Below are 25,476 nucleotides of genomic sequence, written 5' to 3' on the forward strand. Positions count from 1 at the left end.
ATATTTTATTTTATTCCCAGGGGGTTTACTGAAGTGGATATGGAAGAATGGGAACAGCGCCACACGGAAGCGTTTTACGATGCAAAAGAAGCCCTTCCTTATCTGGATGGGATGTTTGTTGCTTATAACAGCAATATCGATGCAATCAGACACCTGACAGAAAAAGACATGATAAAGCTTGTCGGGCTCTTCGATGAGGCTGAAATTCAGAATAGGGTTGCAGTGTATCCCAGGGAAATTACCGAGCCTGTGGATTTCGTTGCCCGCCTGTTGATTTCCATGCGTGAAGGGAAAGCTGCAGAAGTGCCTGCATATACCGAAGATATCCATAAGTGGCTGAAGGAACACCTGGGTTTTGACTACGCGCTTATGGGCGGTCAGGCAGGAATTATTTCAAACCTTCTTGCCCGGTTAGACCTGAAAAAGGTGGTAGCTTACGTTCCCTGGCTTTCTGAAGAGCAGGCAGAATACTTTGTAGATAACGGCAATATCCTCCACCCGAGAGTAGAAAACGGACAGGTTACCCTCAAACCTCCGGCAGAGGCTTTCAAGCCCGGGACAGGGTCAAAGGTCAACTGGATATTTGAATTTTCTAAAGACATGAAAGTGACCTGCGCAGGGAGCACCTTCAAAGTACCCAGGGACAACCGCCTGATTATCTCTTCCCGTCCTAAATGGATCCGCCTGGATATGGACAGAGAGATTTATGAGCAGCTTTATGCTCTCTTTCCTGTTGACGGGGCAATGCTTTCCGGTTATCAGATGATAAAAGAAGAGTACGAGGATGGATCCACCTATAAAGATTATGTAGAACGTTCTGTAAAGGTTATTGAAAAGCTGAAGTCTCTGAACCCTGAACTTCGCATCCATGTGGAACTCACATCCATCCAGAACCGGCTTATAAGAAAGACCATTCTGACAGACATTGTTGCAAGGCACGTTCATTCCCTGGGCCTGGACACCGTGGAAGTGGCAAATGCCTTGAACGTGCTGGGATATGAGGAGCTTTCATACTCCGTGATCCGGAAGGGAGAAAACGGGATTATGTCTCTTTACCAGGGAGCTGTCCAGTTAATGAAGGATCTTAAACTTGAAAGGGTTCATGTGCACTCGCTTGGTTTTTATATCTGCATTCTGGCAAAAGGTCACCCTCTCACCCTGAAAGAACACAGGGATGCCCTTCTCTTTTCCTCGGTTCTGGCAGCTGCCCAGGCTCTCAACGGGAAAATCGAGAACCTTACTGAAGCCGAAGCCGGTCTGGAAGTACCTGTCTCAGCTGCAGGGTTAGAAGATCTGGAAAATTTCCAGTTATACTGCACAGGCAGAAAACTCTGCACTCCGGATGAATTCGAGTACGGATACATATACGGGCCAGACCATGATGCTATTCTCATCCCTTCCAAGGTGGTGGACAGACCAAAAGCTACAGTAGGGATAGGTGATACCATTTCTGCAGGAGCTTTTGCTGCCATGCTCGCAAGGATGAAACAAAAACAGGCAGGGAAATAAGTTATTCGAAAATCGAAAATAAGTTGTCTGAATACAGGAACCGGTCAGATGAACATACTTTGCGGTTATAATGTAAACATAGACTCCGTATACAGGATAAGCGGAGCTGAAATCTCTGAACTGCTGATGGCTTTTGAAAGGACTGAAATTCTTGAAAAGATAAGAAACCCTCCCGGTAAAATTCTTTCCGCATCCGATTTTGTTGCAGGGCTCGCCTACTGTATGAAAAATGGGTGTGGAGCCGAATGGCTTGTCTTTGAGAAGTCTGTCTTTGAGTTTTTGAAGAACCGCTACTTTCAAAAGTCTCTTGTGAGGATGGGTGGAAACGCCGGGATTATGGCAAATGCCCTTTCCGAAATCGGAGCAAGAGTGGTTCCTAATGTTGCGGTTCCTTCAAAAACCCAGCTTTCTTTATTTTCAAAAAAAGCAGTATATTTCCCGGATGCTCCTCTGCAGATAGAGGAAGAGCCGGAAAAGGAAAAGCTGAAAACAGAATCTGGGAAAAACACATACGATAAGTATAACACACGTAATACACATGCTTCTTTTAGCAGTCAGGACCCAATACATTTCGTTTTTGATTTTTCCGAAGGTGAAACCTTTTCCCTTTACGGGACAGAAATCAGGGTTCCCAGAGAAAACCGCTTTATAGCGACCTGTGACCACTTAAATTTCAGGCTTTTTACCAGTTCCGCATTTGAGGACTATGCCCTGAAGCACGCAGAAGAAATGGACGGAGCACTAATATCAGGCTTTCACCTCCTTCTTGAGATCTATCCTGACGGTAGCACCTACAAAGAAATCCTTGAGAATTCTTTTTCACAGCTTAAGGCCTGGAAGGCAAAGAACAAAAGGCTCAGAATTCATGTTGAGTTCGGGCACTTCGCGAGCAGAGAGATTGCAAATTCAGTCTTTTCAAAATTTGCCGGAATTTCAGGTAGCATCGGAATGAACGAAGATGAACTTTCAATGTTTAATAACCTTCACGGAGTTCCTGCTAAAGGGCTTTCGAATATGGAAGCCGAAGCTGTAGGGAGAGCAGCCTGCAAACTTGCATCCCTTCATGGGCTTGGAACACTTTTTATCCACACAAGAGAGTTTGTCCTGGCTGTTTTTAAGCCGGATACCGAAAACTCTGATGAATCGGAGATTTCAGAAAACTGGGTCAAAGGAAAATGGGATAATAAAGAAAACCCGGTTATTTTAAAAGCAGCCAGGAAAAAGCTTGATGCGATAGGTTTCGGACTAAAGTGTGCAGGAGCGTATGCGGCTTCAGGCAGGCTCGAAGGGCGTGAATTCGTGGAAAAAGAGGCTTTAAAACTTGAGGAGAGCAGGTTTGGCAGGGAGCAGCTGGAGTTCTTCCTGACAGCTTTCAACGGAACCACCTGCGGACAGGGTGCTTTTGCCTTAATAGAAGGCTACATGCTTTGCATCCTGCCCACACTGCTCTGCAAATCTCCGATAACAACTGTGGGACTCGGGGATACGTTAACTGCAGGAACTTTTTTGAGGGGGCTTGAACTGGATGTACAGGCTTGAACCCGAACTTTTTGACCTTAACTACACCCTTGACTGCGGGCAGGTGTTCCGATGGGAAAGGGATGGAGACTGGTGGACAGGAGTTGTAGGAGAGAATGTTGTTCGGCTTTTGCAGGAAAAGGAAAGTGGAAGTCTGCTGGTCGACTCGGAACTCTCACCCGAGTTTTTCTCTCATTACTTTCGCCTTGACGATAACCTTCCTTCAATTTATGAGAGCATCAACAGAGACCTTTTGATTGACAGGGCAATAAATAGATATAGAGGCCTTCGTCTAATCCGGCAGGATCCCTGGGAGTGCCTGATTTCTTATATGCTTGCAACGGCTTCAAGCATTCCTACAATCCAGAAAAGGATTTTTCTTCTGAGCCGTTTTTTCGGACAGGAACTCGAAGACGGATATTTCAGCTTTCCGAATCCTGAAACTCTTGCAAACGCGGATCTGTCTCTGCTTGACAGGTGTAAGCTCGGTTTCAGGGCAGAACGCATAAAAACAGCAGCAGAAGAAGTATGTTCCGGAGAACTGGACTTTGATGCTCTTTTCCGCCTTGAGTACAGATATGCCAGGGAACGCCTTATGAGACTTCGCGGAATAGGAGAAAAAGTTGCTGACTGCGTCCTCCTTTTTGCCTTTGAGAAAATGGAATCTTTCCCGGTGGATACCCACATAAGGCAAATTATTCAGCATTACCACATTGATGACAGTTTTTTTGAAACTTGTACAAACCTGAGCTGTATGGGAGAATGGGGTCGGGAATACTTCGGACACTACTGCGGGTATGCCCAGGAGTATCTTTATTACCAGAAAAGAATTGAAGGGTTTGTTTCCCTTTACTAACTTCTCTCTTTTGTCAAAATTAGAATTGAAAAATTAGGGTTGAAAAATTAGAATTAAAAGCTGGAATTTATTTTATTCAACAACCGCAGATTCTGCCTATAGAGAGTGTATGAAACTTTTTAAGGCATACTTTCTTCAAGTGCTTTAAATTTGAGAGCAAGATTTTCAATATAAGCAATAACTTAGGATTTTGGAGCTTATAGAACAATAATCCCTTCACATTTCATAAAAATTAATTCATTTTATACTCAATTTTCCTTACTCTGAAGAGAAATTGTGGAGCCTTAACAAAGCTACCTGAATAGCTACTTTGTAATTAAAAAAACTAGAAAAATAAAAAAACCCCCAAAACTTGAGACTTTTTCGAGCTCTTCTGGGGCTATCAAAGTTGCAACTTTTTCCTTATCCGCGGCTGTAATTAATCAAAAATTCGGGAAATTAATTAAATCACCTTTGTTACCAGCGTCTGTCGCGGTGGTCGTCATCCCAGTCGTCGTCGCAATCGTCATCATCCCAATCGTCGTGGTCTCTCCAACTGCGGTGGTCGTCATCCCAGTCGTCATCCCAGTCGTCGTCATCCCAGTCGTCGTCATCCCAATCGTCGTGGCCTCTCCATTTGTGTTCGTGGTCTCTCCCTTTGCGGTCACAGTCTCTCCATTTGTGGTTGTCGTCATCCCACCATTTGTCGTCGTTATCCCACCAGCAGTTTCCATCCCATTTCCAGTTATTGTTGACATCCCACCAGCAGTTTCCATCCCATTTCCAGTTATTTCCGGAGAACCACCAGTTGTTTCCATCCCATCTACAGTTATTGTCAACGTCACACCAGTTGCTTCCATCCCATGTTAAGTCATTGAATGAGCAATCACCTGGGCAAAAGTCTGGACCGCAAGAATCTGGGAAGCAATTGCCTAGAAGACCATCGTCTAGAAGACCATTGCCCAGACCGCAATCGTCTAGAAGACCATTGTCCAGACCGCAATCGTCTAGACCGCAAGGGTCTGAATCACACGCTGATGCTGACACTGCTGTCAGTGTTGCCACAAAAAAGACTGTCAGCAAAATAGCCACAACCTTTTTCATCCTGTTAAGTATTTGTTTTCCCATAAATTTTTATCCCCACATTATTTCTATTTTTTAATTATTCTACGTTTGATACAATATCAGACATGTCAATTTTTCAATCCACTTCCTGTCGATGTATAGTTCGCTTACTAGAGATCACTTTTACCAATCAATTATGTAAACCCATTTCTAAAATAGGATTGGTAAACTCAATCTTCGTAATCTATGTCGATGAAAGAGATCTCAAAATCCACAGAAAATAAATTATGTCCAAAATATATAATAGTTAGAGAAATATAAGTAAGGAATCATAATATATAATAAAAGCAGATTCTATTACGTCTCCATCATATGTATCTTTTCAATATAGGGACTTATAAATACTCACGTGGGTAGTTATAAGAAGCATATCTCAACAATGTATTATCTATGGGTTTAAGAAGACTTTAGCGGATATACAATGTATATGTCTCCAAGAAAATCGTTTAAGCAATTGTGAATTTCGATTACCATACTATATTATAACAGGATATCCGAAATGAGTCAAGACCCATATCTTAACATTCCCATCCAATTATCTGGACACAAGTAATGAGATGAACGATTGACTTCACGGTCGAATATATAAAGGCGGACTGGGGAGTGAATATTTTGATTAGAAAAAAGGTGCAGGTGATTACAGTACATTTTAAGATGAAATACCATCCTGCTAGCTGGGTACGGCATATACTCAAAGTAAATTTACATCTATTTCCTCAAAAAAAGCCCTGAAATTCGGGTCTTTTAGCCTGCAAATTTCTGCATCTTCAAGAACCTCAAAGCCTTACTCACTCCCTGATATACCTGTTTTCCAAGGGGGGGTTCACAAGCTGCTCTTCAAGAAGGTCTTCGCCGTGGGAGGGTGCCGGCGATAAATTCAGGCATGATTAAGGTCTCGGGATTAGTAAACTCCGGTACCTTTGCAGAAGCCGGTCTTTCCCTGCTTGACAAATGTAAACTCGGCTTCCAAACCGAACACATAAAAGCAGCAGCCGGAGAAATGACTGCAGGCGAACTTGACCTTAATGTCCTCTACCATCTTGAATACAGATATACCAGGGAACGCCTTATGCGGCTCCGCAGCATAGGGGAAAAATTTGCTGACTTCGTCCTCCTTTTCGCCTTTGAGAAAATGGAGTCTTTCCCGGTAGATACCCACGTAAGGCGGATCATCCAGTATTACCATATCGATGACAGCGGCTTTGAAACCTGCACAAACCTCGGCTGTGTGGGAGAATGGGGGCGGGAATATTTCGGATATTACTGCGGATGCCCAGGAGTACTTTTATTATCAGAAATCATAATTAATCTGTGATTAACAATAAAAGCTGAAAAAAATAAAAAGCCTCAAATTTGAGACTTTTTAAGATTTATGTGGGACTCTCAAATATATGGGACTATCAAAGTTTGAATTACTTTCCTCACTCAGGGCTGTAATCAAAAATTCGGGAACTTAATTAAAGCCCCCTTAACTTATTAAAGCCCCTTGAAACTTAGAAAGCCCTTTATTCTCAAATCATCTGCAGTGGTTACCACCAGCGACCAAAGCCGCCACATCCTCTTCTAAATCCATCAAAGAAGGGGAAGCCACCGCAGCCGCCGAAGCCACCGCAGCCGCCGAAGCCACAGCTAGAGAAGCTACTAAAGCACTTGCCACCAAATCCGCAACCGCCGCAACTGCCGCAACCGTCCCATGCTGATGCTGACTCTACTGTTAATGTTCCTACTAAAAGGATTGCCAGTAAGACAGTCACAATCTTTTTTATTTCTACCATATACTTTCTCTCCATATTATTTTGGTTTCAATAATCGTTTTAATTTATTAGGCGTGTCAATTTTTCAATCCACTTCCTTCAGACATATACATTTGCTTACTGAAGATTATTTTTTACCAATCAGTTATGTAAACTCGTTTTTGAGATGAAATTAGTAAATTCAATCTTCCTAATGTATGCCGGATGGAATGAATATAAAATTGGACAGATTATATAATTATGCCTTTATATTTAAAAACTAGAGAATTATAATTACGAATTTTATATTTTTCATATGAATTGATATTATTCAGTCTTTCCCCTGTATATTTTTTCAATGCATCCCGACAATACGGAAAAGGATCTGCCTCCAGAGCCGTTTTTTTCGGGCAGGAACTCTAAGACGGATACTTCAGCTTTGAGAAAATGGAGTCTTTCCCGGTAGATATCCACATAAAGAAGATCAACCAGCATTTCCATATCGATGACAGTTTCTTTAAAACCTGCACAAACCTGAGCTGTATGGGAGAATGGGGACAGGAATATTTCGGAAACTACTGCGGGTGCCTGGGAGTACCTCTATTATCAGAAAAGGGTTGAGGTTTTTGTTCCGCTTTACTAATCCCTTTTTTTGTTGAAGTCACAGTTGAAAATTAGAATTAATAAGTTTCAATTGAAAATTAGAATTAATTATAGATAGCAAACGTAACTAATTTGTAATTATCAATAAAAACTGAAATAAATAAAAAGCCTCAAACCTGAGACTTTTTAAGATTTATGTGGGATTCTCAAATATATAAGACTATCAAAGTTTGAATTACTTTCCTCACTCTGGGCTGTAATCAAAAATTCTGGAACTTAATTAAAGCCCTTTGAAACTTAATAAAGCCTTGAAACTTAATAAAGCCTTTTTTTCTCATCATCTTCAGTAGTTATCACCAGCGACATCTAAAACGGTCCCAGCATCTTCCTCCATCCCACCAGTTGCCTCCATGCCATTTCCAGCTGTCGAATCCCCCGAAATGTCCACGCCATTTCCAGCTGTCGAATCCGCAACCATCGCAACCGCGACCGTCCCATGCTGATACTGACCCTGCTGTTACTGTTCCCACTAAAAGGATTGCCATTAAGACAGTCACAATCTTTTTTATAGATATTTCTACCATATACTTTCTCCCCATATTATTTGATTTTAATATATCGTTTTAATATGTCAGGCATGTCAATTTTTCAATCCACTTCCTCCAGACATATACATCTGCTTATTGAAGATTATTCTACCAATGGTCATCAAAACTTGTTTCTGAGATGAAACTGGTAAATTTAATCTTCCTGATGTATACCGATGGAAGAGATCTAAAATTGGACATAAAAGAGATTTATATCCTTATATTTAATATCTATAGAATTATAAATACGAACCTAATATTTTACATAAATTGATACTATTCAGTCTTTCCCCTGCATCCTTTTTCAACTTCAGGACTGCAATTCCACGTGGGTAGTTATAATATCCACATCTCAAAAATGTATTAATGCCCGGGTTTCCGAAGACCTGAGTGGATATATAAAGTACAGGTTCTTTAGAAAGTTGTTCAAGTAACTATGAAGTTCAATTGTAACGTCATGTTTTAATAGGGCATACAAAATAAATCAAAATCCATATCTTAACGTTCCCATCCAATTATCTGGAAAGTAATGAGAGAAATACTTGACTTCATGGTCGACAAATCAAAAATGGACTGAGGACTGGAGTGTTTTGATTGGAAATAGGTGCAGGTGATTACAGTACATTTTAAGATGAAGTATCACTCTGCAATTGAATATGGCATTATATTCAAAGTAAATTTACACCCATTTCCTCAAAAAAACCCTGAAATCCGGATCTTTTAGTCTGCAAATCTCTGTATCTTCAAGAACCTCAAAGCCTTTACTCACGTTCTGATGTACCTGTTTTCCAAGGGAGGAGTTTAGAAGCTGATCTTCAAGGAGGCCTTTTGCCGTAGGGTATTTGCGCCGGATTTCAAAGACGTACTTTCCTCCTTCGATATAGCCTCCGAAAACATTTTCAGCCCCTTCGTACTTGGCTTTGAACTTCTCAGCATGCTCCCTGGCCCATACCGGAGGGCCAATTCTTTTTTTGACATTGGGAAGGGTGCCTGAGATAAGTTCGAGCATGATTACGGTTTCGGTTTTCCCTGACCAGACGCCGGTTTTGACAACTGAAAAATCGTACTCGCTCAGGAGGGATGCTGCAGCCTGTTCCATTTTATAAAGCTGCGGATAGAGCACGTCGTCCACAACATCAGGGGTTTCGAAGATAACTGCAAGCTGTGAGCTTTTCCGGCTTTCCAGCTTTTCAAGAAATTCTTCATCCTCGAGGGGCAGGGGGCAGGCAGGGAAAAAGAATTTAATTTCCGGGCTTTTCAGAAACTCCCGGCAGTGGTCTATAAACATGCAGAATTTGTCAAGGGAAAGGGCTGCTGCAACATTCCGCCTGGGGTCGGTTGGGTCTACCATTACCAGAGGCTCATTGTGTTCCAGTTCCGAGTGCTGCATGATGTCTATTTTCTGCCCGGGTTTCCAGGAAGAGGCTGCTTTCACGGTTTTTTCGAAAGAGCCGTGGTAAATAATAAGGAGCTCTGTCAGGTAGCCTGAAAAGCCCTGTGTTTTTAATTCCGAGCCGTAGACCTCGCCTCCGCGCATGAACTGCTTCATAAGCAGAACCTCTTCTTCCCGCCCTTTTATGTGGGTTTTTACGAATTCGTTATGGAAAGGTGTCCTGTCCACTGCGGACTTGAGCTGGCATGCCGAAGCGACCCTGAAGCAGGGGACAAGGTCAACATCAAAACCTCTGTAGATAATATTCAGGTAAGGATGTTCAGCATGGCGATCTTCGGCATATTCCGCTTGTTTTGCAACTTCTCTGGCAATCTCCATACCCCTGGTTTCCAGTTCCTTTCTGGATGTTTCCTCTGGAAAGCTGATAAAAACATCAATGTCATGGGTGCCTGAGAGCCAGGTGCCTCTTGCAGCAGAACCTACCATTTTTACAAATATATCTGGTACACAAAGTTTCTCTGCTGCCGCTTTTACCTCTGCGGCAAGCTCTTCCTGAACAGCCATTAGTTTTTTCCTTTCGGCTTCCGTGGGTTTAATCTTTTTAAGCACGGCAAGCTTCAGGTCTTCTGGAATACTGGTATATGTTTCCATGCCCTGGACGGCTCCACATGTTCTTTTTTGGTTCTGAAGGTCAATTTTTATCCTGAAGATTGACTCTTCATCCTTGGATTAGTAATAGTTCTGAGTTAGTAATGATTCTAAGGCTAACTGTTGATACAGTTAGTTTGCGATTGGATAATTTGTAATTTTACAGGTCAGAAACCTCTCTTTTAACTTATAATTTGTGGATCTTCAGGTAGAATTTCAAAATAAATCTATTTTCCCGATCAGGAACTGAGGATTCTCTTGTGAAGGGATGATCCCTGGATTCCATAAGTATTCTCCAGAGACTCCGGAGTTAAGAAAATATGAACACTTTAAATAAAATGAACAGCATTTCTATTTCCCGAATCTGGCAGTTTTACTGATTTACTTTCTATTTAATTTACAACTTACTTCAAATCGGCTTGTTTCAGGTCTTATCGATCTGCTTCAAGCCTCATCGGTCCATCCAAACCCTATAATAACCCGGTTGTGAAAAAATGCTTGTCTGGATTTATTGGATTGTCACTCTAACAATCGCTACCTATGCATCCGTATACGTTATTAAAAAAATGCCGGAAAACGGTTTTACAGTGCTCACTGCTTTTTATGTCGTTTACCTTGTAGCTTCACAGGTTCTTGCCACACGCATTATTGTGTTTGACCTTGGCTTTTACTCCTTTTTTGCTCCGGCGGCAGTTTTCATCTACCCTTTTATTGCTCAGGTGGTGGATATGATCAACGAAGTCTATGGGGAGAAAAGGACGCATATCTCCATCCTCATCGCTTTTGCGACCCAGGTATTGTTCGTGCTCTTCATAGGTATGGTCGCGGGTCTCACTCCTGCCCCTTTCTTTGAACTGGAAGATGCCTGGAAGAGCCTTTTTGGGCTGAGCATCAGAATCACTATCGCAAGCTGGGTCTCTTTTCTGATCTGCTCGAACCTTGATGCCTGGATCTTTGCATCCCTTAAAAAACATTTTTCACAAAGGGAGGAGAACTTCAAGCACGATACCCTGATAAACCCTTACATCTGGCTGCGCTCAGGAGCAAGCGACATTGTTAACCTTACTCTGGACTCTCTGATCTTTGTCTTCATTGCCTTTTACGGAGTTATGCCTGTCCTCCCTCTGGTTATAGGGCAGCTTATCAGTAAGAATATCATCGGTTTTCTGGATAATCCCTGGTTTGTGTTCTACAAAAAACTGCTTACAAAATAAGGGACAACACTTATATTACACACTTGATATGCATGCTCAACAGATGATGTAGTTACTTAACAGATAATAAATGCAACTTTTTATACCTCTCTTTCTGGCCATTTTAATACTTTTTTTGTTTTCAGCCGTTTTCCTGCCTGTTGTACTTTATCACTTTTTACGCTTTACACAGTCAAAACTGCCCAAAAACTTTTATCTGATCCCTGCAATATCTAGAAATGCATATAGTTGGATATTATAATATATTCAAAGTAAATGGGGGTATCCGGACACAGGGAAAAGTCCAGGAAGTGTTCAGGAACTTTTTTTGTTTCTATTTTTCTTCCGGACTTCCGGACGGCTGCACCCACTCCAGTAAATCGAAAGGAGGCCTAATTTGGGGACTAAAAAATATCTAAAAATGCTATGTCTGTTTTTATTGCTCGGATTGCTGTGCGAAACCGCAGTTGCTCAGGTTTCAGGTTCCGCAGGCAACCGCATCTGGGACGCAAACTTAAGCCAGAACTTTACCTATACCTGGACGCCCCAGACATACTCGGGCTTTTACTATGACCTGGATACCGGGGAAGGTTCGGAGAATATGACGATCCAGCTCACTGAGGGCAGCCGTAGTGTCCAGAGAAACGGACTGCAGTATGAAACAAGGCCCATAGAAACGGAATTCGAATATGGGAACTGGGGTTCGTATCAGGTTATAGGGTTTATGGCAGAGCGGTATTTTGCGGGATACACGGAAAACTCCAGCTTTATAAATGACGATATCAGCGTAATTTCGGATGGACAGCTTTCGAAAATACTTATTGATAGCGACGACCGGAGATCCATGTACACGGGCTCTTCCCTTATACTTGAAGAAGGTTATTCTCTCAACATTGTAGAAGTCGATGTTAATGGTAACACGGTATGGGTACAGCTCGAAAAGGACGGAGATGTGATAGACAACGGTTTCCTTTCTTCCAACAGCGACTATGTTTATGAGGCCGACCTTGGAGACGCTGATGACGTACCTCTGATCGCTGTCCATTTAGCTCAGATCTTCAGGGGCACAGAAACAAATGCAGTTTTTGTAGAGGGAATATTCCAGATCTCGGACGAGTACGTCCAGATTGAAAATGGAGATAGATTCGGGAAAATGGAGATAAGTTCTACTTCAAGTTCCGGAATTACAATGAGAAACCGTGATTCTTTTACCCTTGGCAGGGGAGACACGGTCAACATAATGGGAAAACTCAGCTTTGTTGTGGCCGATGCCAGCGAACTCCGCTTTGCTCCCATTGTTGAGACTACCGAGCCCGGAACCTATGAACTGAGGGGAACGGTCCATGACGAAACGTTTAATACTACTGTCTGGACGCCTTACAACTTTGAAGGGTTCTATTACAATATCGATGAAAACGTCTCCACTGAGAGCCTGACCATTACAGAAGGAATCAGCGGAAGGACGATTGGTGACGAAAAGCTTGTTTATTCCACCAGCCCCGCACTTGTGAGTTTCGAGCGGGAAAGCTGGGGAAGCTATGAAGTAATAGGGTTCATGGCAGAGAAGTATTTTGCAGGCTATCCCGCGAACACTTTTGGTAATTCCAGAAGCGTGAGTATACTTTCAGATGACATCCTATCAAAAGTCCTGATTGATGACGATAACAGAAGGTCTATATTCACGGGTTCTTCCATAGCTCTTGAAAACGGTTACTCTCTCAAAGCCGCAGAGGTTGATGTTAACGGTAACAGTGTACTCCTCGAGCTTTACAAGGATGGAAGACTTGTGGATTCCGGAATAGTTTCCAGCAACAGGGACTATGTCTACGAAGCAGATATCGGTGGGGCTGAAGATATTCCCATGATCGCAGTCCACATAAGCACAGTCTTCCGCTCACGTGAAACGGATGCTGTATTTATAGAAGGAATCTTCCAGATCTCAGATGAATATCTTGAGCTTTCCCAGGGTGACTCTTTCGGCAAGATGGAAATTAGCTCTATTTCCGACTCCGGAATCATAATGAGAAATGAGGACTCTATTTCCCTTTCAAGGGGCAATACCGTCAACCTGATGGGCAATGTTAAGTTCAAAGTGGCTGATTCGTCTGTCCTGCGCTTTTATCCCTTTGTTGAAGTTGAAAGTGCTGCACAGGATCAGCTGGAATTTGAAACTCCAAATGTCTTCGTGGTCGGACAGGCAGCAGAAATCCTGGTTACGGCAAGAGATGCTGCAGTCAGTGACGTCCAAATCATGCTTGGAAACAGAAGTATCGGAACCACAGGCAATGATGGGATTCTCACATACACTCCAGGTCAGGAAGGCAGATTTACCCTTTCTGCGAACAAGACGGGTTACAACTCCGGAAGTAAGACAGTGGATGTCCTCGCAGCAGGTGTTCTCAAGCTGCTGGTCTCAGTTTCTCCTGAAGACATCAGAGAAGGCGACCAGATCACTATAAGGGTCGCTGATTCTGCACAGAACCAGCCTGTCTCCGGAGCAGATGTCTTCTTTGGCGGACAGAAAGTTGAAGGACAGACCGGTACAAACGGCACTGTATCTTACTGGGTAACTGCTCCAGGCACATTTACTGTAAACGCTACAAAAGCAGGTTATGAGGAAGGAGAAACCATTGTTGAGGTTTCCGAAGATAGAGCCAGCTTTGAGTTCTCGGACCTTTTGATTGAGCCTGCTTCTGTTAGAAGTGGAAATGCAGTTACAATTGAGGTGAATGTGACAAACACCGGCAACATTGCAGGAGAAACCGAAGTTGAACTGCTTATCAACGGTGAACCCGTAGATAACGAAACTGTGAGCTTGGGCGTTGGTGAGAGTAGGGTAGTGGAATTCTCCCATACCGAGGAAGAAGCAGGGACATACACGGTTGAGATCGAAGATCTTAGCGGAAGTTACGAAGTAACGAAATCCACTCCTTTCCTCAGCAGCACTGTAACCATCGGAATACTTGCTACAGCGTTTATACTGCTCAGGAGAAGAAAGAACTAAATCAGGTTCTATTTTTTAGTAGCAGGGACCGGAAATTAATTTTTGATTCCGGTCTTTTTTTCTTTCTCCTATTTTTTGCGTACTCTCTGCCTGAACAACTTTCCTGACCTTCTGTTTGATAATTCTTGAGAATCTCAATTCCTGTCGCTTAATATTTTACTGGAAAAAACACATAGCTAAAATTTAATAACGTAGCATAAATATAGAAAAGGAAGGTTCCAGTGAACCTTCTGTCAAATAGTAGTAATCAAAAAGCTTTTTTATCTTCTTTTTTTCAGTACTGAATATGATGTCAGAACTCCGGTTGCCGCAAATAAAATTCCAATCCCAGAAACATATTCTTTTTCTTCCTCAGAAGCTGGAGTTCCTTCTCTTTTTTTTCCGGAAGCCTCTTCTGCGCCCACGAGATTATTTCCTCCGTCTCTGGCAGGAGTAATTTCTAGTAACTGGGTGTTTTCCGGATCTGCAATCGCAAAAGGCGAAAAACCAGGAGTTTCTGCTGTGAAGTAGAAGTAATTTTCATCTTCTCCTTTCAGGCTTGTAGGCAGTGCATTCCATGTGTTATCACTGTACCTGTAAAGGATTATTGCGCTTTCACCTATGCCGTTTTCGGAGAGCCATGTCCGGTTTACTCTGAAACTTATCCGTGCATTTTCAAGGTTTTCTGAGCTTGAAAAGCCACTGTTTCCTACCCAGATATTCAGGTTTTTGTAGACGGTCCCGGGAGCAGGCTCTTTCACTATTGTGGATGTGTTCTTCAGCATTTCCACAATTGCGGTTGTTTTCCCGAAGTTCTTTTTCGGGTCAAACTCAATAGTAATGATCTCGTTTGTATCTCCTTTGAATGTATAGCAGGCGTGAGTTCCTTTGAATATTTGCTCATTTGAAATCTCCTTGAGCTCTACGTTTCTGCTTGATTCCGGAGAGCCTCCACCGCCCCCTCCTCCGCTGCCCCCACTGCTTCCTCCAGATGATGCGGTTTTCTCCGTAACTGTAATATAACCTGTTTTTGTTTTGGAATCGTTTCCATAGGTAGTGTTAATTGCCCTGAGGGTTACTGTATAGGTTCCCGTGGTTTCATAGGTCCATACCGGATTTTTATCTAAAGAGTCGATGCTTCCGTTTCCATCAAAGTCCCATTTCCAGGAATCTGGATTACCTGTAGATAGATCCCTGAACTGAACTTTGAGAGGCACGGTTCCGGAGACTGGACTTGCGGAAAAGTCAGCTTTTGGAGGCGAGTATGTGGCTATTATTTCCGAAGCTCCTGCGATAGGAATAGCTGAAACGGAATATGCGGAAACATTTCCTGAGATCGTGAAGTTTCCAGGTTCAATAACTGAGGGCACTGTAACTCTGTACACAACAGTTTTCTCTCCTCCTGCCTGAAGGCTTTCGACCCAGATCCATTCCAGGGTAGATTCTTTGAAAGTTTCGGTACTCTGGAAGGTAGCTCCGTCATTTTCAGTTCTGCTTACAGTCCATTCCTCAGGAAGGTTTTCATCAAGGGTTAGGGCTTCAATATACTGGTCTGTCAGTATGTGCACGGTTACTGTAAAATTTCCGCCTGCGTAAACTTTCTCTGCAGAAATCTCCCTGCTAGCCTCGATTCCAGAGGCTGATGCCGGGATTATGGTTCCGGCAAGAAAAAGAACAAACATGAAACTGACAATTAAATATGAAAATTTAATCCGTTTTTTTACTTTAAGGATTTCAGTTGTTTTCATGAAAGTGAGTCCTTTGATTTTTTTTTTCAGGCTTTTCTGGCATCTCTAGCAAATTTTATATTCTGTATTGGTCTATATTATTATAACTGTATCCATTCAGATCTTTACTTAATTTTAAAGATTTTTCTGTTTTTCAGCATCAAAAGGCTTTAAAATTTCACAGGAGATGAGAGATAACTTCAAGCTCGTCCGCAGTCAAAGTCATATATAAATAAAAAAGTGCTCTATTCTCTGTCATGATATCAAGAAAAAGTTACGTATGGCTTTCTCTGGTTTTTATCGGAATTGCAGCCATTACTGCAGTGTTTGCTTACCCTGGCTCTACTGGAAAAACGGTTCAGGCAGATGAGGCTGAAATCACTGTGAATGGAAGTGAAATAATCACTAACGGGATTATATCTTCTTCCAGTATAGTAACAAAGGTACAACCTTCAAATCCGCTGAAGTTTCTTACTGCAGGAGCCGCCGAGATTGATTCAGCTACCGAGGTTACGGTTTATAACCATAACCTTGCCCTCGTGAAGGAACGTCGGAAACTCGATCTGAATACCGGAGTCAACACCGTCGAGTATACGGATGTTGCTGCACGTATCGACCCGACCTCAGTCATGTTTGAGGACACAAAAAACAAAAATACTGCCGTGCTTGAACAGAACTATGAGTACGACCTGGTAAGCAGTGACAAACTTCTGGATAAATTCCTGGATAAGGAAATTACTGTAACTGAAAAGGAAGGAGATACGTATACGGGGACTCTTCTCAGCCACGATGGCGGGGTTGTGCTCAGACTGAGTGACGGAAAGGTTGTGAGTATCACAGAGGTTTCTAAATTCGAATTTCCGGATTCTGCAGGTCTTCTCACAAGACCCACCCTGGTCTGGCAGGTCTATTCTCCTGTGGCAGGCAGCCGGGATGTGCTGACTTCCTACCTGACAGAAGGTATGACCTGGAATGCGGACTACATCATAAAGACAAATGCGGATGATACAAAGGCTGACATCCGGGGCTGGGTCAGTATCGACAACTGGGCAGGAACTACCTATGAAGAGGCCAAATTGAAGCTTGTTGCAGGGGAAGTCCACCGTGTAGCTGTACCACAGTCTAGCTATTATGGTAATGAGGTTGCAGAAGAGGAAGTAGGGTACGATGGAGCAAAGGGAGGCTTTGTTGAGGAGTCCTTCTTTGAGTACCACTTATATACACTTGAAAGGCCGGCTACCCTGAAGAACAACCAGGTAAAGCAGCTCTCCCTGCTCTCTGCGGATTCCGTACCCGTGAAAAAGGAGTTAATCTTTGATGCCTCAAAAAGCGAGAATGTGCAGGTAGTCCTGAATCTTACTAACTCAAAAGAAAAAGGTCTTGGAATGCCCCTCCCTGCCGGGGTTGTGAGGGTATATAAAGCTGATTCCGAAGGACAGCTCCAGTTCCTTGGGGAAGACAGTATAGACCATACTCCGAAAGATGAGGAAATAGAGGTTGCTGTAGGAAGTGCTTTTGATATTACCGGCGCCAGGACCCAGACCGACTACAATAGGGTTAGTGATGATGTCTGGCGGGAAAGCTACGAGATCGAACTGAAGAACCACAAATCCCAGGCTCAGAAAGTAAGGATCGTGGAACACTTCTATGGGGACTGGGAGATCACCACAAGTTCCGATACTTACGAAAAGAAGGATGCTTACACTGCCGAGTGGGAAGTAACCGTGCCTGCAGACGGTTCGAAAAAGGTCACTTTCACAGTGGAACGCAGTTACTAAATTTTTGCCAGCTATTAATTTCCCGATAACTGTTAAGTTTCCGAGCTGAAATGCCTGAAAATCTTCCTGACCCGGACTTAAACGGAAAAAACTGAAAAATTATCCTGTAAGAGGGTTTTTGCCCTCTTATTTTTCAAACTGCTCTTTTATCTTTTTTCTAAAAATCAGTGGTCTCTAATTGATTGGTTGATCATTTTGGGATCTAAAGATAACCTTTATTTTTTCTCTTTCGGTCCCCTCACACGTAAATCCTATGGGATAAAACAGTTTTTAGATTGCAGTCATTTTGGTTTCCAGCACCTCACCAACTTCCCCGAGACATCCCGTAGTTTCTGCGGCTCTTTACACGTATCCGTTCTCTCCCGGCACAACCTGTAGTAGGAACAGCCCGAAAAACCATCCGGCAGCGCTCCGGTCTCCTCCGGCAGCACAACTTCGAGCGATGCATACCGTACTGCATCCAGAAGAGCGCGCGTATACGGGTGCAGAGGCCGGTCAAATACATCCTTTCCCTCCTCAACAATCTCACCAGCATACATCACCAGCACCCGGTCCGAAACAGCCTTCGCTGCCTCCAGATCGTGCGTAATGAACACCAGTCCGAGACCGCGTTTTTTCTGAATCTCTTTGAGCATCGTCACAATAAAGGCCTGCACTGATACATCAAGCATCGAGGTCGCCTCGTCACAGACCAGCAACTCAGGCTTCAAAGCGAGAGCCCTGGCAATTACCATCCTCTGCAGTTCTCCTCCTGACAATTCATGCGGATACCGGGTCTTGTGCTCCGCAGAAAGGCCCACCTCTGAAAACAGGGAATCTACATTTGCCGAAATCTCCTCTTTGGAAAAGCCTCCGCAAATCACAAACGGCTCGGAAACCGACCTTTCAACCGTCCATTTAGGATCAACCACATTATCAGGATTCTGGGGGATCAGCTGGATTTTTCCCATAAACTTCCGGAGATTCTTCCAGCTCATCCCGGTCAGTTTCATCCCGTCGAAAAACACATCTCCGGAAGCCGGCGCAAGTTGCTGGACAAGCATCTTTGCAAGCGTTGACTTCCCGCACCCCGACTCCCCGACAATAGCCACCGTCTCGCCCGGACAAATCTCAAGATCAACGCCGCAAACAGCTGTCTTTTTGACGGTTTTAATCAATCCTGAGGTGTAAACACAGCGCAGGTTCTCTGCCTTAAGCATACATCCAGCACCTCACACACCTTCCATCTATCTCCGCAACCGGCGGATTTGTCAGACACCTGTCCGTTTTGTACGGGCATCGCGGATGAAACCTGCAGCCTTCAGGCACCTCAATCATCGATGGTGACGGGCCTGGAATCGGATTCATGCCGCGCTCCGGCACCGCATCTAAAAGCGCCTGTGAATACGGATGCAAAGGCTCTTTGAAAAAAGCATCCTTTCCTGCAATCTCTATAATCTGCCCGCAGTAATTTACCGCGATTCTGTCCGCCATCACCCGGGCAAAACCGACATCATGCGTAATTAAAAGAAACGCACAGCCGTCCGAGGCAACCTTCCGAAAAATTGCTGCAATATTGCGTCTCTTCAACACATCAATGCCTTTTGTCGGTTCATCAGCGATAATCAGTTCAGGATTTGCAGCCGTTCCCATTGCGACCATTGCCCGTTGCAGCATTCCGCCGCTGTACTGGAACGGGTATTCCCTTTCTCGCACTTCAGCAGGGATAATATCAAAATACTTAAGAGCCCGGCATGTCCTGGCCCTTGCGTCTTCTTTGTTCATTCCAAGATGCGCTTGCATCGGCTCTGCAACCTGAGTGCCAACTCTGATTCCCGGATTCATTGCAAGATACGGGTTCTGGGCAATTGACGCAACTGTTTTGCCGCGGACTTTCTGCATCTCCTTTTCGGAAAGAGCCGATATTTCCTTACCGCCGAGTTCTACTTTCCCGGAAAACACCGCATTCGGGGGAAGCAGCCTCATTATTGCCTGGCCAAGAATTGACTTGCCGCTCCCGGACTCCCCAATCAGTGAAAACACCTCATGTTTGTTAATCGAAAACGCCGCATCATCAACCGCATGAACTGCTCCCTGTCCGGTTGGGATTGATACGGAAACACCGGATACTTTCAGTAATACATCAGGCATATCAGAACCTCCCTTCAAGTTCGGTATTTTTCATCTTCTGGTCAAGTGCATCCCGCAACCCGTCGCCAAAATAGTTGAATGCAAGAACGGCTATCATGATAAAAAGGCCCGGGAAAAGCATCAGCCAGGGAGCGGTTGTGACATACATCCGGCCTGCATTCAGCATCGCACCCCACTCCGGTGTTGCCGGCTGCACCCCAAGCCCAAGGAAACTTAAACCGGCCGCTGCCAAAATCACGTTCCCGATCCCAAGCGATGCCATAATCAAAACCGGAGAGATAATGTTTGGAAGAACATGCTTTACCATCACATACCCATTTGAAGCACCAACCCACCGGGGTGCCCGGACATAGCCTTTTGTCTTGACGTCAAGTGTTGAACCGCGTGCAACTCTCGCAAACGCCGTCCATTCTACAATAATTAAAGCAATCATCATGTTTTCCAGCCCCTGTCCCAGAAACGCGGTAATTGCAAGTGCCAGAAACATCGACGGAAACGCAAGGAAGCTATCCGTCAGCCGCATGATAATCTCATCCAGCCACCCGCCGTAATACCCTGCCAGAACGCCAAGTGTCACCCCGATTGCAAGCGAAACGCCGACAACCGCAAACCCGACGAAAATGGATGCCTGTGCACCGTACATCACCATTGTCAGGATATCACGGCCAAGGTGATCGGTTCCGAACAGGTGGTCAGAAGACGGAGCCTGCAGACGGTTCTGCACGTTCTTTTCCGTGTAGTCATACGGGGCTAAAACACCGGCAAACACGGCCATGAAGATAAGCCCTCCAAGAATTATCAGGGAGAGAATAATCTGCCGGTTTTTAAGAATTTCTATCATAGCGTATCTCCGGGTTTGCCCAAACGTAGACTAAGTCTACAAAAAAGTTGATCAGAAGGAAAATAATGGCAACAAAGAGCACCGAGCCCTGTACCATCATATAATCTTGGGAAAGAATTGAGTTCACCACAAGATTTCCAACACCCGGCCACCCGAAAATTGTCTCGACAACAACCGAGCCGTTTAAGAGAAAACCGGTCGACAGACCAACCACCGTGACAACCGGAACAAGAGCGTTTTTCAATGCGTGTCTGATGATGACAATTTTTTCAGAAAGCCCTTTTCCGCGTGCGGTCTGGATATACTCCTTTCCCATGACATCCAGCATGCTTGAACGGACCATTCGCATCATTACAGCCGCTGACCCTGTTCCAAGAACAATCGCCGGCATAATCATGTAGCTGACGTCTGTCCCGTGTCCGAATCCGGATGCAGGGAGCCAGTGAAGGATTACCGAGAAGAGAATTATCATCAGATAAGCCTGCCAGAAGTTCGGCATGGACACCCCGATAAGAGCCCCCAGGCGGCAGGCGGCATCAACAACAGTGTTATGTTTCAGAGCTGAGACTATGCCAAGCGGGATGGCGATAACAAGAGCAATTGCAAGGGCGAGAATGGAAAGTGTCAGCGTATTTCTGAATGCATTCAGAACGGTTTCAAACACTGGCTGTCCGCTCATGTACGAGTAGCCAAAGTCTCCGACAGCCGCGTCTTTGAGCCAGTTCAGATACTGGATGTAAAACGACTGGTTAAGACCGTGGGCTATGCGGAACGCTTCAACAGCTGCCTCATCATATCCACCTGAGGGACTCGTCATCATAATCTCTGCCGGGTCGCCCGGAGCGATGTAGATGAGTGAGAAACTCATGACTGAGATAAATATGAGAACCGGGATGAGATACAGAGCCCGGCGGATGAAATAATCCTTTAGCATTGCAGTACCTCTGGACAATCTCAGCGCTTTATTTTTCATTCCTCAACATTTTGTTCCGATGGCGAGATATGGGACGGATAAATAGTCATAACCCTCCGGATCGCATCTTTTCATATACTCGGCATACTCGGGAAGAGATTTCCAGGAGACCTCAGAAAACCCGTTATTTTCCATGATGGCTGTAATCATTTCAGGTGAGTTGCTGTCATAAAGCGGAAGATATTCTATTAATTCATCGTGATTTCTTTCTTCCTGGTTGTAATTCCTATTTGGAACGTATCCTGGCTGGAACCATTGGCCGTCGATTGCAAGAATCCTGCCCCCTGGTACCAGAACTCTTCGGCATTCACTGAAGAATTTGTCATGGTCTGTGAGCGTCCAGAGCAGATGCATGTTTACGATAATATCGAATATACAGTCTTCAAAAGGCAGTTTTTCTCCGTCACCTTCAACGAACTTAATTGACAAATTACGGTTATTTGCTTCTTCTTTTGCACATGCAAGCATCTCCTCCGAGATGTCAAGAGCAGTGACGTTATGTCCCATCTCGGCAAAAACAAATGCCTGGATGCCAGGCCCTGTTCCGATATCAAGGACATTGAGTTTTTTACCCGCTGGAAGCTTCTCTGAAAAGAGGTTTTTCATAAGGAGAATCTCTTCATCAAGGTGGTCACGATACATCTTCCGGTAATTTGGACTAACCTTATTCCAGTGTGCTGTAATTTTGTCTTTCATTTTTTAGTCCTCTTCAGGCAGGTTCCATTTCGTTTGTAATGAACGTGTATTCGTTTGGATAAATTTCAAAACGTAAAGTTCTGCACGTTTTTCTTCGCCTTCTCGACAAATTCATGCAAATCCGATATCCTTAGTGATGATTGTGTACTCATTTGGATACATCACAAAGCCTTCAACATTTGATGACAGAGCATAGATTTCGTTGGCATAGAAGACAGGGATTATTGCTGCATCTTCCTGAATCTGTATCTGGATTTTGTCGTACAACTCAGCACGTTTTTCTTCGTCCGTCTCCCTCCTTGCTTCAAGAATCAATTCATCTACCTGAGGATTGGAATAGCGGAGCCAGTTGGATGCATAGTTCCCGGTTGAGAGGTAATGAAGCGAGAGGAAGTAATCAGGATCGCCGGTCGGTGCCGTACTCCACGCGGCAAGTGAAAAGTCATATGTTCCTGAAACAGCGTTTGCTGTAAGGGCAGCGCTATCCAGAATTGTCACAGTTGAGGTAATGCCAATGTCTTCCAACTGTGAGGCAAGGATTTCTGCACTCGGCTGAAGAGCTGCACGTTTTGTGTATGTCTGGATTTCAATGGTGAACGGTTCGCCGTTGTAGTACAGCTTACCATCTGTGCCTTTAGTGATTCCTGCTTCTTCGAAAAGTTCCAGAGCTTTTTCAGGGTTATATTCGTAGGATTCGACCTGATCGTTTGCGTTCCATGGCATGGTATTTGTAAATATTCCCGTTGCAGGAAGGCCGGAAACCCCTTCGAGTGCTGTGTTCACGATTTCCTGGCGGTTGATCGCATAAGAGAGAGCCTGGCGGACTCTGACATCATCAAAGGGTGCTTTGCCTCCATTTATATACAGGAAGTATGTCCGCAGCGTTTCTTTGGAAATGACGTTTATATCAGGATTTGCCTGAAGTGCTGAATACTCGCTCTGGAGAGGATCTCTGGAAATGTCGACATCTCCTGATTTTATCAACATGGTTCTTGCCGTGCTGTCTTTATTGTACTGTATGAGTATACGGTCAACTTTTACCTCACCGTCCCAGTAATCAGGGTTCTTTTCGATTTCAAGGCTTGTACCTGGTTCGACGGAAATAAATTTGAAGGGACCCGTTCCAACCGGCTGTTTGTCTGCATCAACAATGTTGGGACTGATGATTGACATTATCGGATCTACAAGGGCTGCAATTAATGGAGCATAGACATCATTAGTTTCGATGACAATGGTGTACTCACCAGTTTTTCGTACCTCTTTAATGAAGGAGTACTCTGATGATCTGCTGTTTGACGGGTCAAGTACTCTGTTCAGCGAAAAGAGAACCGCATCAGCATTCATTTTTGTTCCGTCGTGGAAAGTTACATCCTTACGAAGCTGGATTTCCCATTCGGTACCGTTTAACTGTTTGTATCCGGATGCGAGTTTTGGCATGAGATTCATGTCTGCATCATAGTAAAACAGTGTTTCATAGATGCCTGCCTGATGGACATACCACCCTGTCCAGCCGTTGGCAGGATCAAGACTGCCGCCGGTATCGGGACCTTCATTAAAAACTACTCGGAGAACTTTTTCTTCAGTCCCCTTAGTCTCAACACACCCTGCACAGAGCAGAGCTACAACCAGAATTACGGTAACTGCAGAGATGGAGAGTTTTGTTTTTTGTACGTTGAATTTCATCATTAACACCAATGTGCATAAATATTTAGTATATTATTAATACTATTTTTAATTAAGTTATGTAGAATGTATATTTAAAACGTGTGATTTTATTCTATATTTGCATGGTTGGTATGATGAAATGTCTATTTTCATAACGCGGAATCCTCTATCTAAATCGTCTTTATTTTTACTATTTTTAATATTATACAGGATATATGTATAAATTAACTGCTACTTATTCAATTCTAATTATGAAGTAAAATGCATAAATATTAATATATTGTTAATTATGGTGATATATGTGCAATATCATTATAAATAGTAATACTATATGATGTTGTATTCTTACTATATGGAAGCTTACATCAAAAATCGATCTTGAATGATTGAAATGGACAAAACAAAGTGTATGGACAATTTATCAGACTGTTCCGGATAGGGTAGTCTGATTAGGGTAGTCTGATGCCAATTTTGCTTGAGGAACAGAAAATGAAAGATAAAATATTAGAATACTGGGACTTCAGAAGTTCTGAATATCATACAGAATATGCTAAATGTATGGATGAGGAAATGAACATTTGGAAATCCATTTTTTCTGAGATTTTGCTAGCGGATAAAAAAATCCGTGCAGTAGAAGTTGGAACAGGTCCCGGGATTCTTGCGATCTCTCTTGCTGCCATGGGACATGATGTAACCGGTGTTGATTTGTCTGAAAATATGCTTGAAAGAGCAGCTGCGAATGCTAAAGAAAAGGGAGTAAATGTTTTGTTAGTGCAGGGAGATGCAGAAGAAGTACCTTTAAAAGACGGAGAATATGATTTTATTTTTAGCAAGTATCTTCTCTGGACTCTACCTCAACCGGATAAGTTTCTGGGTGAGTGCTACCGGCTTTTAAAAGACGGCGGCCTTATGATGATAATTGATGGTTTATGGTTCCAGAACCCAGATGGGACAGAGAAGAAAAACAGTCGTCACAATCTTTTTGATGAGTTATATGCTGACGTTAAGCCGAATCTTCCTCTTGCGAAAGACAATACCCCAGAGAGGATAGCCTCCCTCGCACAATACCATGGATTTGAAGACTTCACATGGAGATTTTTGGACGATTATGATACTTTTTTGGAACGAAATGATCCTTCTGGTCATGCAGCAGGGTATATCCAGCCTCCGCATATGATTCTTGCAAAGAAAAGAAGTCAGACCTGATAACTCTTTTAATGGAACGGTCGATTCCAGTATCTCCTATCCGAATGTAGTGCAGGAAATTACGGTCTCTCTTTGACAGATTGGATTACAGAACCAAGGGGAGATCTTAACTACTTCCTTTCGCTTCACTATCTTTCAACAGGTTCTTATGCTGCGTGGACTGGTTACTCCAATCCTGAAGTTGGCGAGTTGATTCTCAAGGTACGGACAACGTTTGATGTGGGTGAAAGGTATGATCTCTATGACCAGATTCAGGTATTGACTCAAATAATATGCTGTTAATTCCGGTTTTCCACGATAATGACGTTTTGCTCTTAGTTCCAATGTAATCGG

The 25,476-nt window shown here is 43.6% G+C and carries 21 protein-coding genes; 10 read left to right on the forward strand and 11 right to left on the reverse strand.

The features are described 5' to 3' along the window. Nucleotides 1-33: 33 nt before the first annotated feature. Genes pfkC through MSHOH_RS05175 form a run of 3 tightly spaced genes read left to right on the forward strand, consistent with a single transcriptional unit; the run spans nt 34 to nt 3,883 of the window. Complete coding sequence (pfkC, locus tag MSHOH_RS05165) at nt 34-1,509, forward strand: ADP-specific phosphofructokinase (protein ID WP_048137906.1); 1,476 nt, start codon at nt 34-36, stop codon at nt 1,507-1,509. Between the two features lie 48 nt (nt 1,510-1,557). Further along, the gene (locus MSHOH_RS05170; RefSeq protein WP_048137908.1) at nt 1,558-3,048 is read left to right on the forward strand and encodes an ADP-dependent glucokinase/phosphofructokinase; all 1,491 of its coding nucleotides are present in this window, start codon (nt 1,558-1,560) and stop codon (nt 3,046-3,048) included. Continuing rightward, the gene (locus MSHOH_RS05175; RefSeq protein WP_048137910.1) at nt 3,035-3,883 is read left to right on the forward strand and encodes a DNA-3-methyladenine glycosylase family protein; all 849 of its coding nucleotides are present in this window, start codon (nt 3,035-3,037) and stop codon (nt 3,881-3,883) included. The genes MSHOH_RS05170 and MSHOH_RS05175 overlap by 14 nt, the downstream gene beginning before the upstream one ends. Before the next feature lie 422 nt (nt 3,884-4,305). Here the strand turns inward: MSHOH_RS05175 and MSHOH_RS23460 are convergent, their stop codons facing one another. Further along, nucleotides 4,306-4,701: a hypothetical protein gene (locus tag MSHOH_RS23460; RefSeq protein WP_158024056.1), complete on the reverse strand. Its 396-nt coding sequence runs from the start codon at nt 4,699-4,701 to the stop codon at nt 4,306-4,308. 1,148 nt (nt 4,702-5,849) lie between these two features. Here MSHOH_RS23460 and MSHOH_RS05185 point away from each other — a divergent pair. After that, a complete protein-coding gene (locus MSHOH_RS05185; protein WP_239451231.1) occupies nt 5,850-6,302 on the forward strand; it encodes a DNA glycosylase family protein in 453 nt (150 codons plus the stop codon). A gap of 214 nt (nt 6,303-6,516) precedes the next feature. On the opposite strand, the gene MSHOH_RS24565 is transcribed toward MSHOH_RS05185, so the two are convergent. Next, nucleotides 6,517-6,762 carry a hypothetical protein gene (locus tag MSHOH_RS24565; protein WP_082089243.1) on the reverse strand — a complete coding sequence of 82 codons (246 nt, stop codon included), beginning with the start codon at nt 6,760-6,762 and terminating at the stop codon, nt 6,517-6,519. A gap of 405 nt (nt 6,763-7,167) precedes the next feature. On the opposite strand from MSHOH_RS24565, the gene MSHOH_RS23470 reads away from it, so the two are divergent. Beyond that, the gene (locus tag MSHOH_RS23470) at nt 7,168-7,341 is read left to right on the forward strand and encodes a hypothetical protein (RefSeq protein ID WP_239451232.1); all 174 of its coding nucleotides are present in this window, start codon (nt 7,168-7,170) and stop codon (nt 7,339-7,341) included. A 335-nt stretch (nt 7,342-7,676) separates the two neighbouring features. Here the strand turns inward: MSHOH_RS23470 and MSHOH_RS23475 are convergent, their stop codons facing one another. Together MSHOH_RS23475 and cca are read right to left on the reverse strand one after the other, a co-directional pair. Beyond that, nucleotides 7,677-7,907: a hypothetical protein gene (locus tag MSHOH_RS23475; protein ID WP_158024057.1), complete on the reverse strand. Its 231-nt coding sequence runs from the start codon at nt 7,905-7,907 to the stop codon at nt 7,677-7,679. A 682-nt stretch (nt 7,908-8,589) separates the two neighbouring features. Then, entirely contained in the window at nt 8,590-9,954 is a 1,365-nt protein-coding gene (cca, locus tag MSHOH_RS05190) for a CCA tRNA nucleotidyltransferase (protein ID WP_048137912.1), read from the reverse strand. Between the two features lie 491 nt (nt 9,955-10,445). On the opposite strand from cca, the gene MSHOH_RS05195 reads away from it, so the two are divergent. Then, nucleotides 10,446-11,165: a queuosine precursor transporter gene (locus tag MSHOH_RS05195; protein ID WP_048137913.1), complete on the forward strand. Its 720-nt coding sequence runs from the start codon at nt 10,446-10,448 to the stop codon at nt 11,163-11,165. Between the two features lie 376 nt (nt 11,166-11,541). Then, complete coding sequence (locus tag MSHOH_RS05200) at nt 11,542-14,148, forward strand: S-layer protein domain-containing protein (RefSeq protein ID WP_048137915.1); 2,607 nt, start codon at nt 11,542-11,544, stop codon at nt 14,146-14,148. 260 nt (nt 14,149-14,408) lie between these two features. On the opposite strand, the gene MSHOH_RS05205 is transcribed toward MSHOH_RS05200, so the two are convergent. Continuing rightward, nucleotides 14,409-15,875, reverse strand: coding sequence for a PGF-pre-PGF domain-containing protein (locus tag MSHOH_RS05205; RefSeq protein WP_048137917.1), 1,467 nt, complete (start codon nt 15,873-15,875; stop codon nt 14,409-14,411). A 236-nt stretch (nt 15,876-16,111) separates the two neighbouring features. Here MSHOH_RS05205 and MSHOH_RS05210 point away from each other — a divergent pair, with 236 nt between their 5' ends. Continuing rightward, nucleotides 16,112-17,632: a DUF4139 domain-containing protein gene (locus MSHOH_RS05210; protein ID WP_048137918.1), complete on the forward strand. Its 1,521-nt coding sequence runs from the start codon at nt 16,112-16,114 to the stop codon at nt 17,630-17,632. A gap of 281 nt (nt 17,633-17,913) precedes the next feature. On the opposite strand, the gene MSHOH_RS05215 is transcribed toward MSHOH_RS05210, so the two are convergent. From MSHOH_RS05215 to MSHOH_RS05240, 6 genes are all read right to left on the reverse strand, one after another. Next, nucleotides 17,914-18,831, reverse strand: coding sequence for an ABC transporter ATP-binding protein (locus MSHOH_RS05215; protein WP_048137920.1), 918 nt, complete (start codon nt 18,829-18,831; stop codon nt 17,914-17,916). Then, the gene (locus MSHOH_RS05220; RefSeq protein WP_048137921.1) at nt 18,824-19,762 is read right to left on the reverse strand and encodes an ABC transporter ATP-binding protein; all 939 of its coding nucleotides are present in this window, start codon (nt 19,760-19,762) and stop codon (nt 18,824-18,826) included. The genes MSHOH_RS05215 and MSHOH_RS05220 overlap by 8 nt, the downstream gene beginning before the upstream one ends. 1 nt (nt 19,763) lies before the next feature. Next, nucleotides 19,764-20,603, reverse strand: a complete 840-nt coding sequence (nikC, locus tag MSHOH_RS05225) for a nickel transporter permease (protein WP_048137923.1) — start codon at nt 20,601-20,603, stop codon at nt 19,764-19,766. Then, a complete protein-coding gene (gene nikB / locus MSHOH_RS05230; RefSeq protein WP_338037917.1) occupies nt 20,587-21,576 on the reverse strand; it encodes a nickel ABC transporter permease in 990 nt (329 codons plus the stop codon). Before nikB ends, nikC begins: the two co-directional genes overlap by 17 nt. 3 nt (nt 21,577-21,579) lie before the next feature. Continuing rightward, nucleotides 21,580-22,272, reverse strand: a complete 693-nt coding sequence (locus MSHOH_RS05235) for a class I SAM-dependent methyltransferase (RefSeq protein ID WP_048137927.1) — start codon at nt 22,270-22,272, stop codon at nt 21,580-21,582. Between the two features lie 111 nt (nt 22,273-22,383). Continuing rightward, a complete protein-coding gene (locus MSHOH_RS05240; RefSeq protein WP_048137929.1) occupies nt 22,384-23,955 on the reverse strand; it encodes an ABC transporter substrate-binding protein in 1,572 nt (523 codons plus the stop codon). A 471-nt stretch (nt 23,956-24,426) separates the two neighbouring features. Between MSHOH_RS05240 and MSHOH_RS05245 the strand changes: the two genes are divergently transcribed. Then, nucleotides 24,427-25,143 carry a class I SAM-dependent methyltransferase gene (locus MSHOH_RS05245; protein ID WP_239451233.1) on the forward strand — a complete coding sequence of 239 codons (717 nt, stop codon included), beginning with the start codon at nt 24,427-24,429 and terminating at the stop codon, nt 25,141-25,143. A gap of 72 nt (nt 25,144-25,215) precedes the next feature. Then, nucleotides 25,216-25,425: a hypothetical protein gene (locus tag MSHOH_RS23480; protein WP_158024058.1), complete on the forward strand. Its 210-nt coding sequence runs from the start codon at nt 25,216-25,218 to the stop codon at nt 25,423-25,425. Nucleotides 25,426-25,476 lie beyond the last annotated feature (51 nt).

The organism is Methanosarcina horonobensis HB-1 = JCM 15518, from assembly GCF_000970285.1.
Classification (GTDB): domain Archaea; phylum Halobacteriota; class Methanosarcinia; order Methanosarcinales; family Methanosarcinaceae; genus Methanosarcina; species Methanosarcina horonobensis.

What these genes read in the sequence shown, in the direction of transcription:
- MSHOH_RS05170 (WP_048137908.1), top strand. Translation starts at nt 1,558, where the DNA reads ATGAACATACTTTGCGGTTATAATGTAAACATAGACTCCGTATACAGG.
- MSHOH_RS05175 (WP_048137910.1), top strand. Translation starts at nt 3,035, where the DNA reads ATGTACAGGCTTGAACCCGAACTTTTTGACCTTAACTACACCCTTGAC.
- MSHOH_RS24565 (WP_082089243.1), bottom strand. Translation starts at nt 6,762, where the DNA reads ATGGTAGAAATAAAAAAGATTGTGACTGTCTTACTGGCAATCCTTTTA.
- MSHOH_RS23470 (WP_239451232.1), top strand. Translation starts at nt 7,168, where the DNA reads ATGGAGTCTTTCCCGGTAGATATCCACATAAAGAAGATCAACCAGCAT.
- MSHOH_RS23475 (WP_158024057.1), bottom strand. Translation starts at nt 7,907, where the DNA reads ATGGTAGAAATATCTATAAAAAAGATTGTGACTGTCTTAATGGCAATC.
- cca (WP_048137912.1), bottom strand. Translation starts at nt 9,954, where the DNA reads ATGGAAACATATACCAGTATTCCAGAAGACCTGAAGCTTGCCGTGCTT.
- MSHOH_RS05195 (WP_048137913.1), top strand. Translation starts at nt 10,446, where the DNA reads ATGCTTGTCTGGATTTATTGGATTGTCACTCTAACAATCGCTACCTAT.
- MSHOH_RS05205 (WP_048137917.1), bottom strand. Translation starts at nt 15,875, where the DNA reads ATGAAAACAACTGAAATCCTTAAAGTAAAAAAACGGATTAAATTTTCA.
- MSHOH_RS05210 (WP_048137918.1), top strand. Translation starts at nt 16,112, where the DNA reads ATGATATCAAGAAAAAGTTACGTATGGCTTTCTCTGGTTTTTATCGGA.
- MSHOH_RS05215 (WP_048137920.1), bottom strand. Translation starts at nt 18,831, where the DNA reads ATGCTTAAGGCAGAGAACCTGCGCTGTGTTTACACCTCAGGATTGATT.
- MSHOH_RS05220 (WP_048137921.1), bottom strand. Translation starts at nt 19,762, where the DNA reads ATGCCTGATGTATTACTGAAAGTATCCGGTGTTTCCGTATCAATCCCA.
- nikC (WP_048137923.1), bottom strand. Translation starts at nt 20,603, where the DNA reads ATGATAGAAATTCTTAAAAACCGGCAGATTATTCTCTCCCTGATAATT.
- nikB (WP_338037917.1), bottom strand. Translation starts at nt 21,576, where the DNA reads ATGAAAAATAAAGCGCTGAGATTGTCCAGAGGTACTGCAATGCTAAAG.
- MSHOH_RS05235 (WP_048137927.1), bottom strand. Translation starts at nt 22,272, where the DNA reads ATGAAAGACAAAATTACAGCACACTGGAATAAGGTTAGTCCAAATTAC.
- MSHOH_RS05240 (WP_048137929.1), bottom strand. Translation starts at nt 23,955, where the DNA reads ATGAAATTCAACGTACAAAAAACAAAACTCTCCATCTCTGCAGTTACC.
- MSHOH_RS05245 (WP_239451233.1), top strand. Translation starts at nt 24,427, where the DNA reads ATGAAAGATAAAATATTAGAATACTGGGACTTCAGAAGTTCTGAATAT.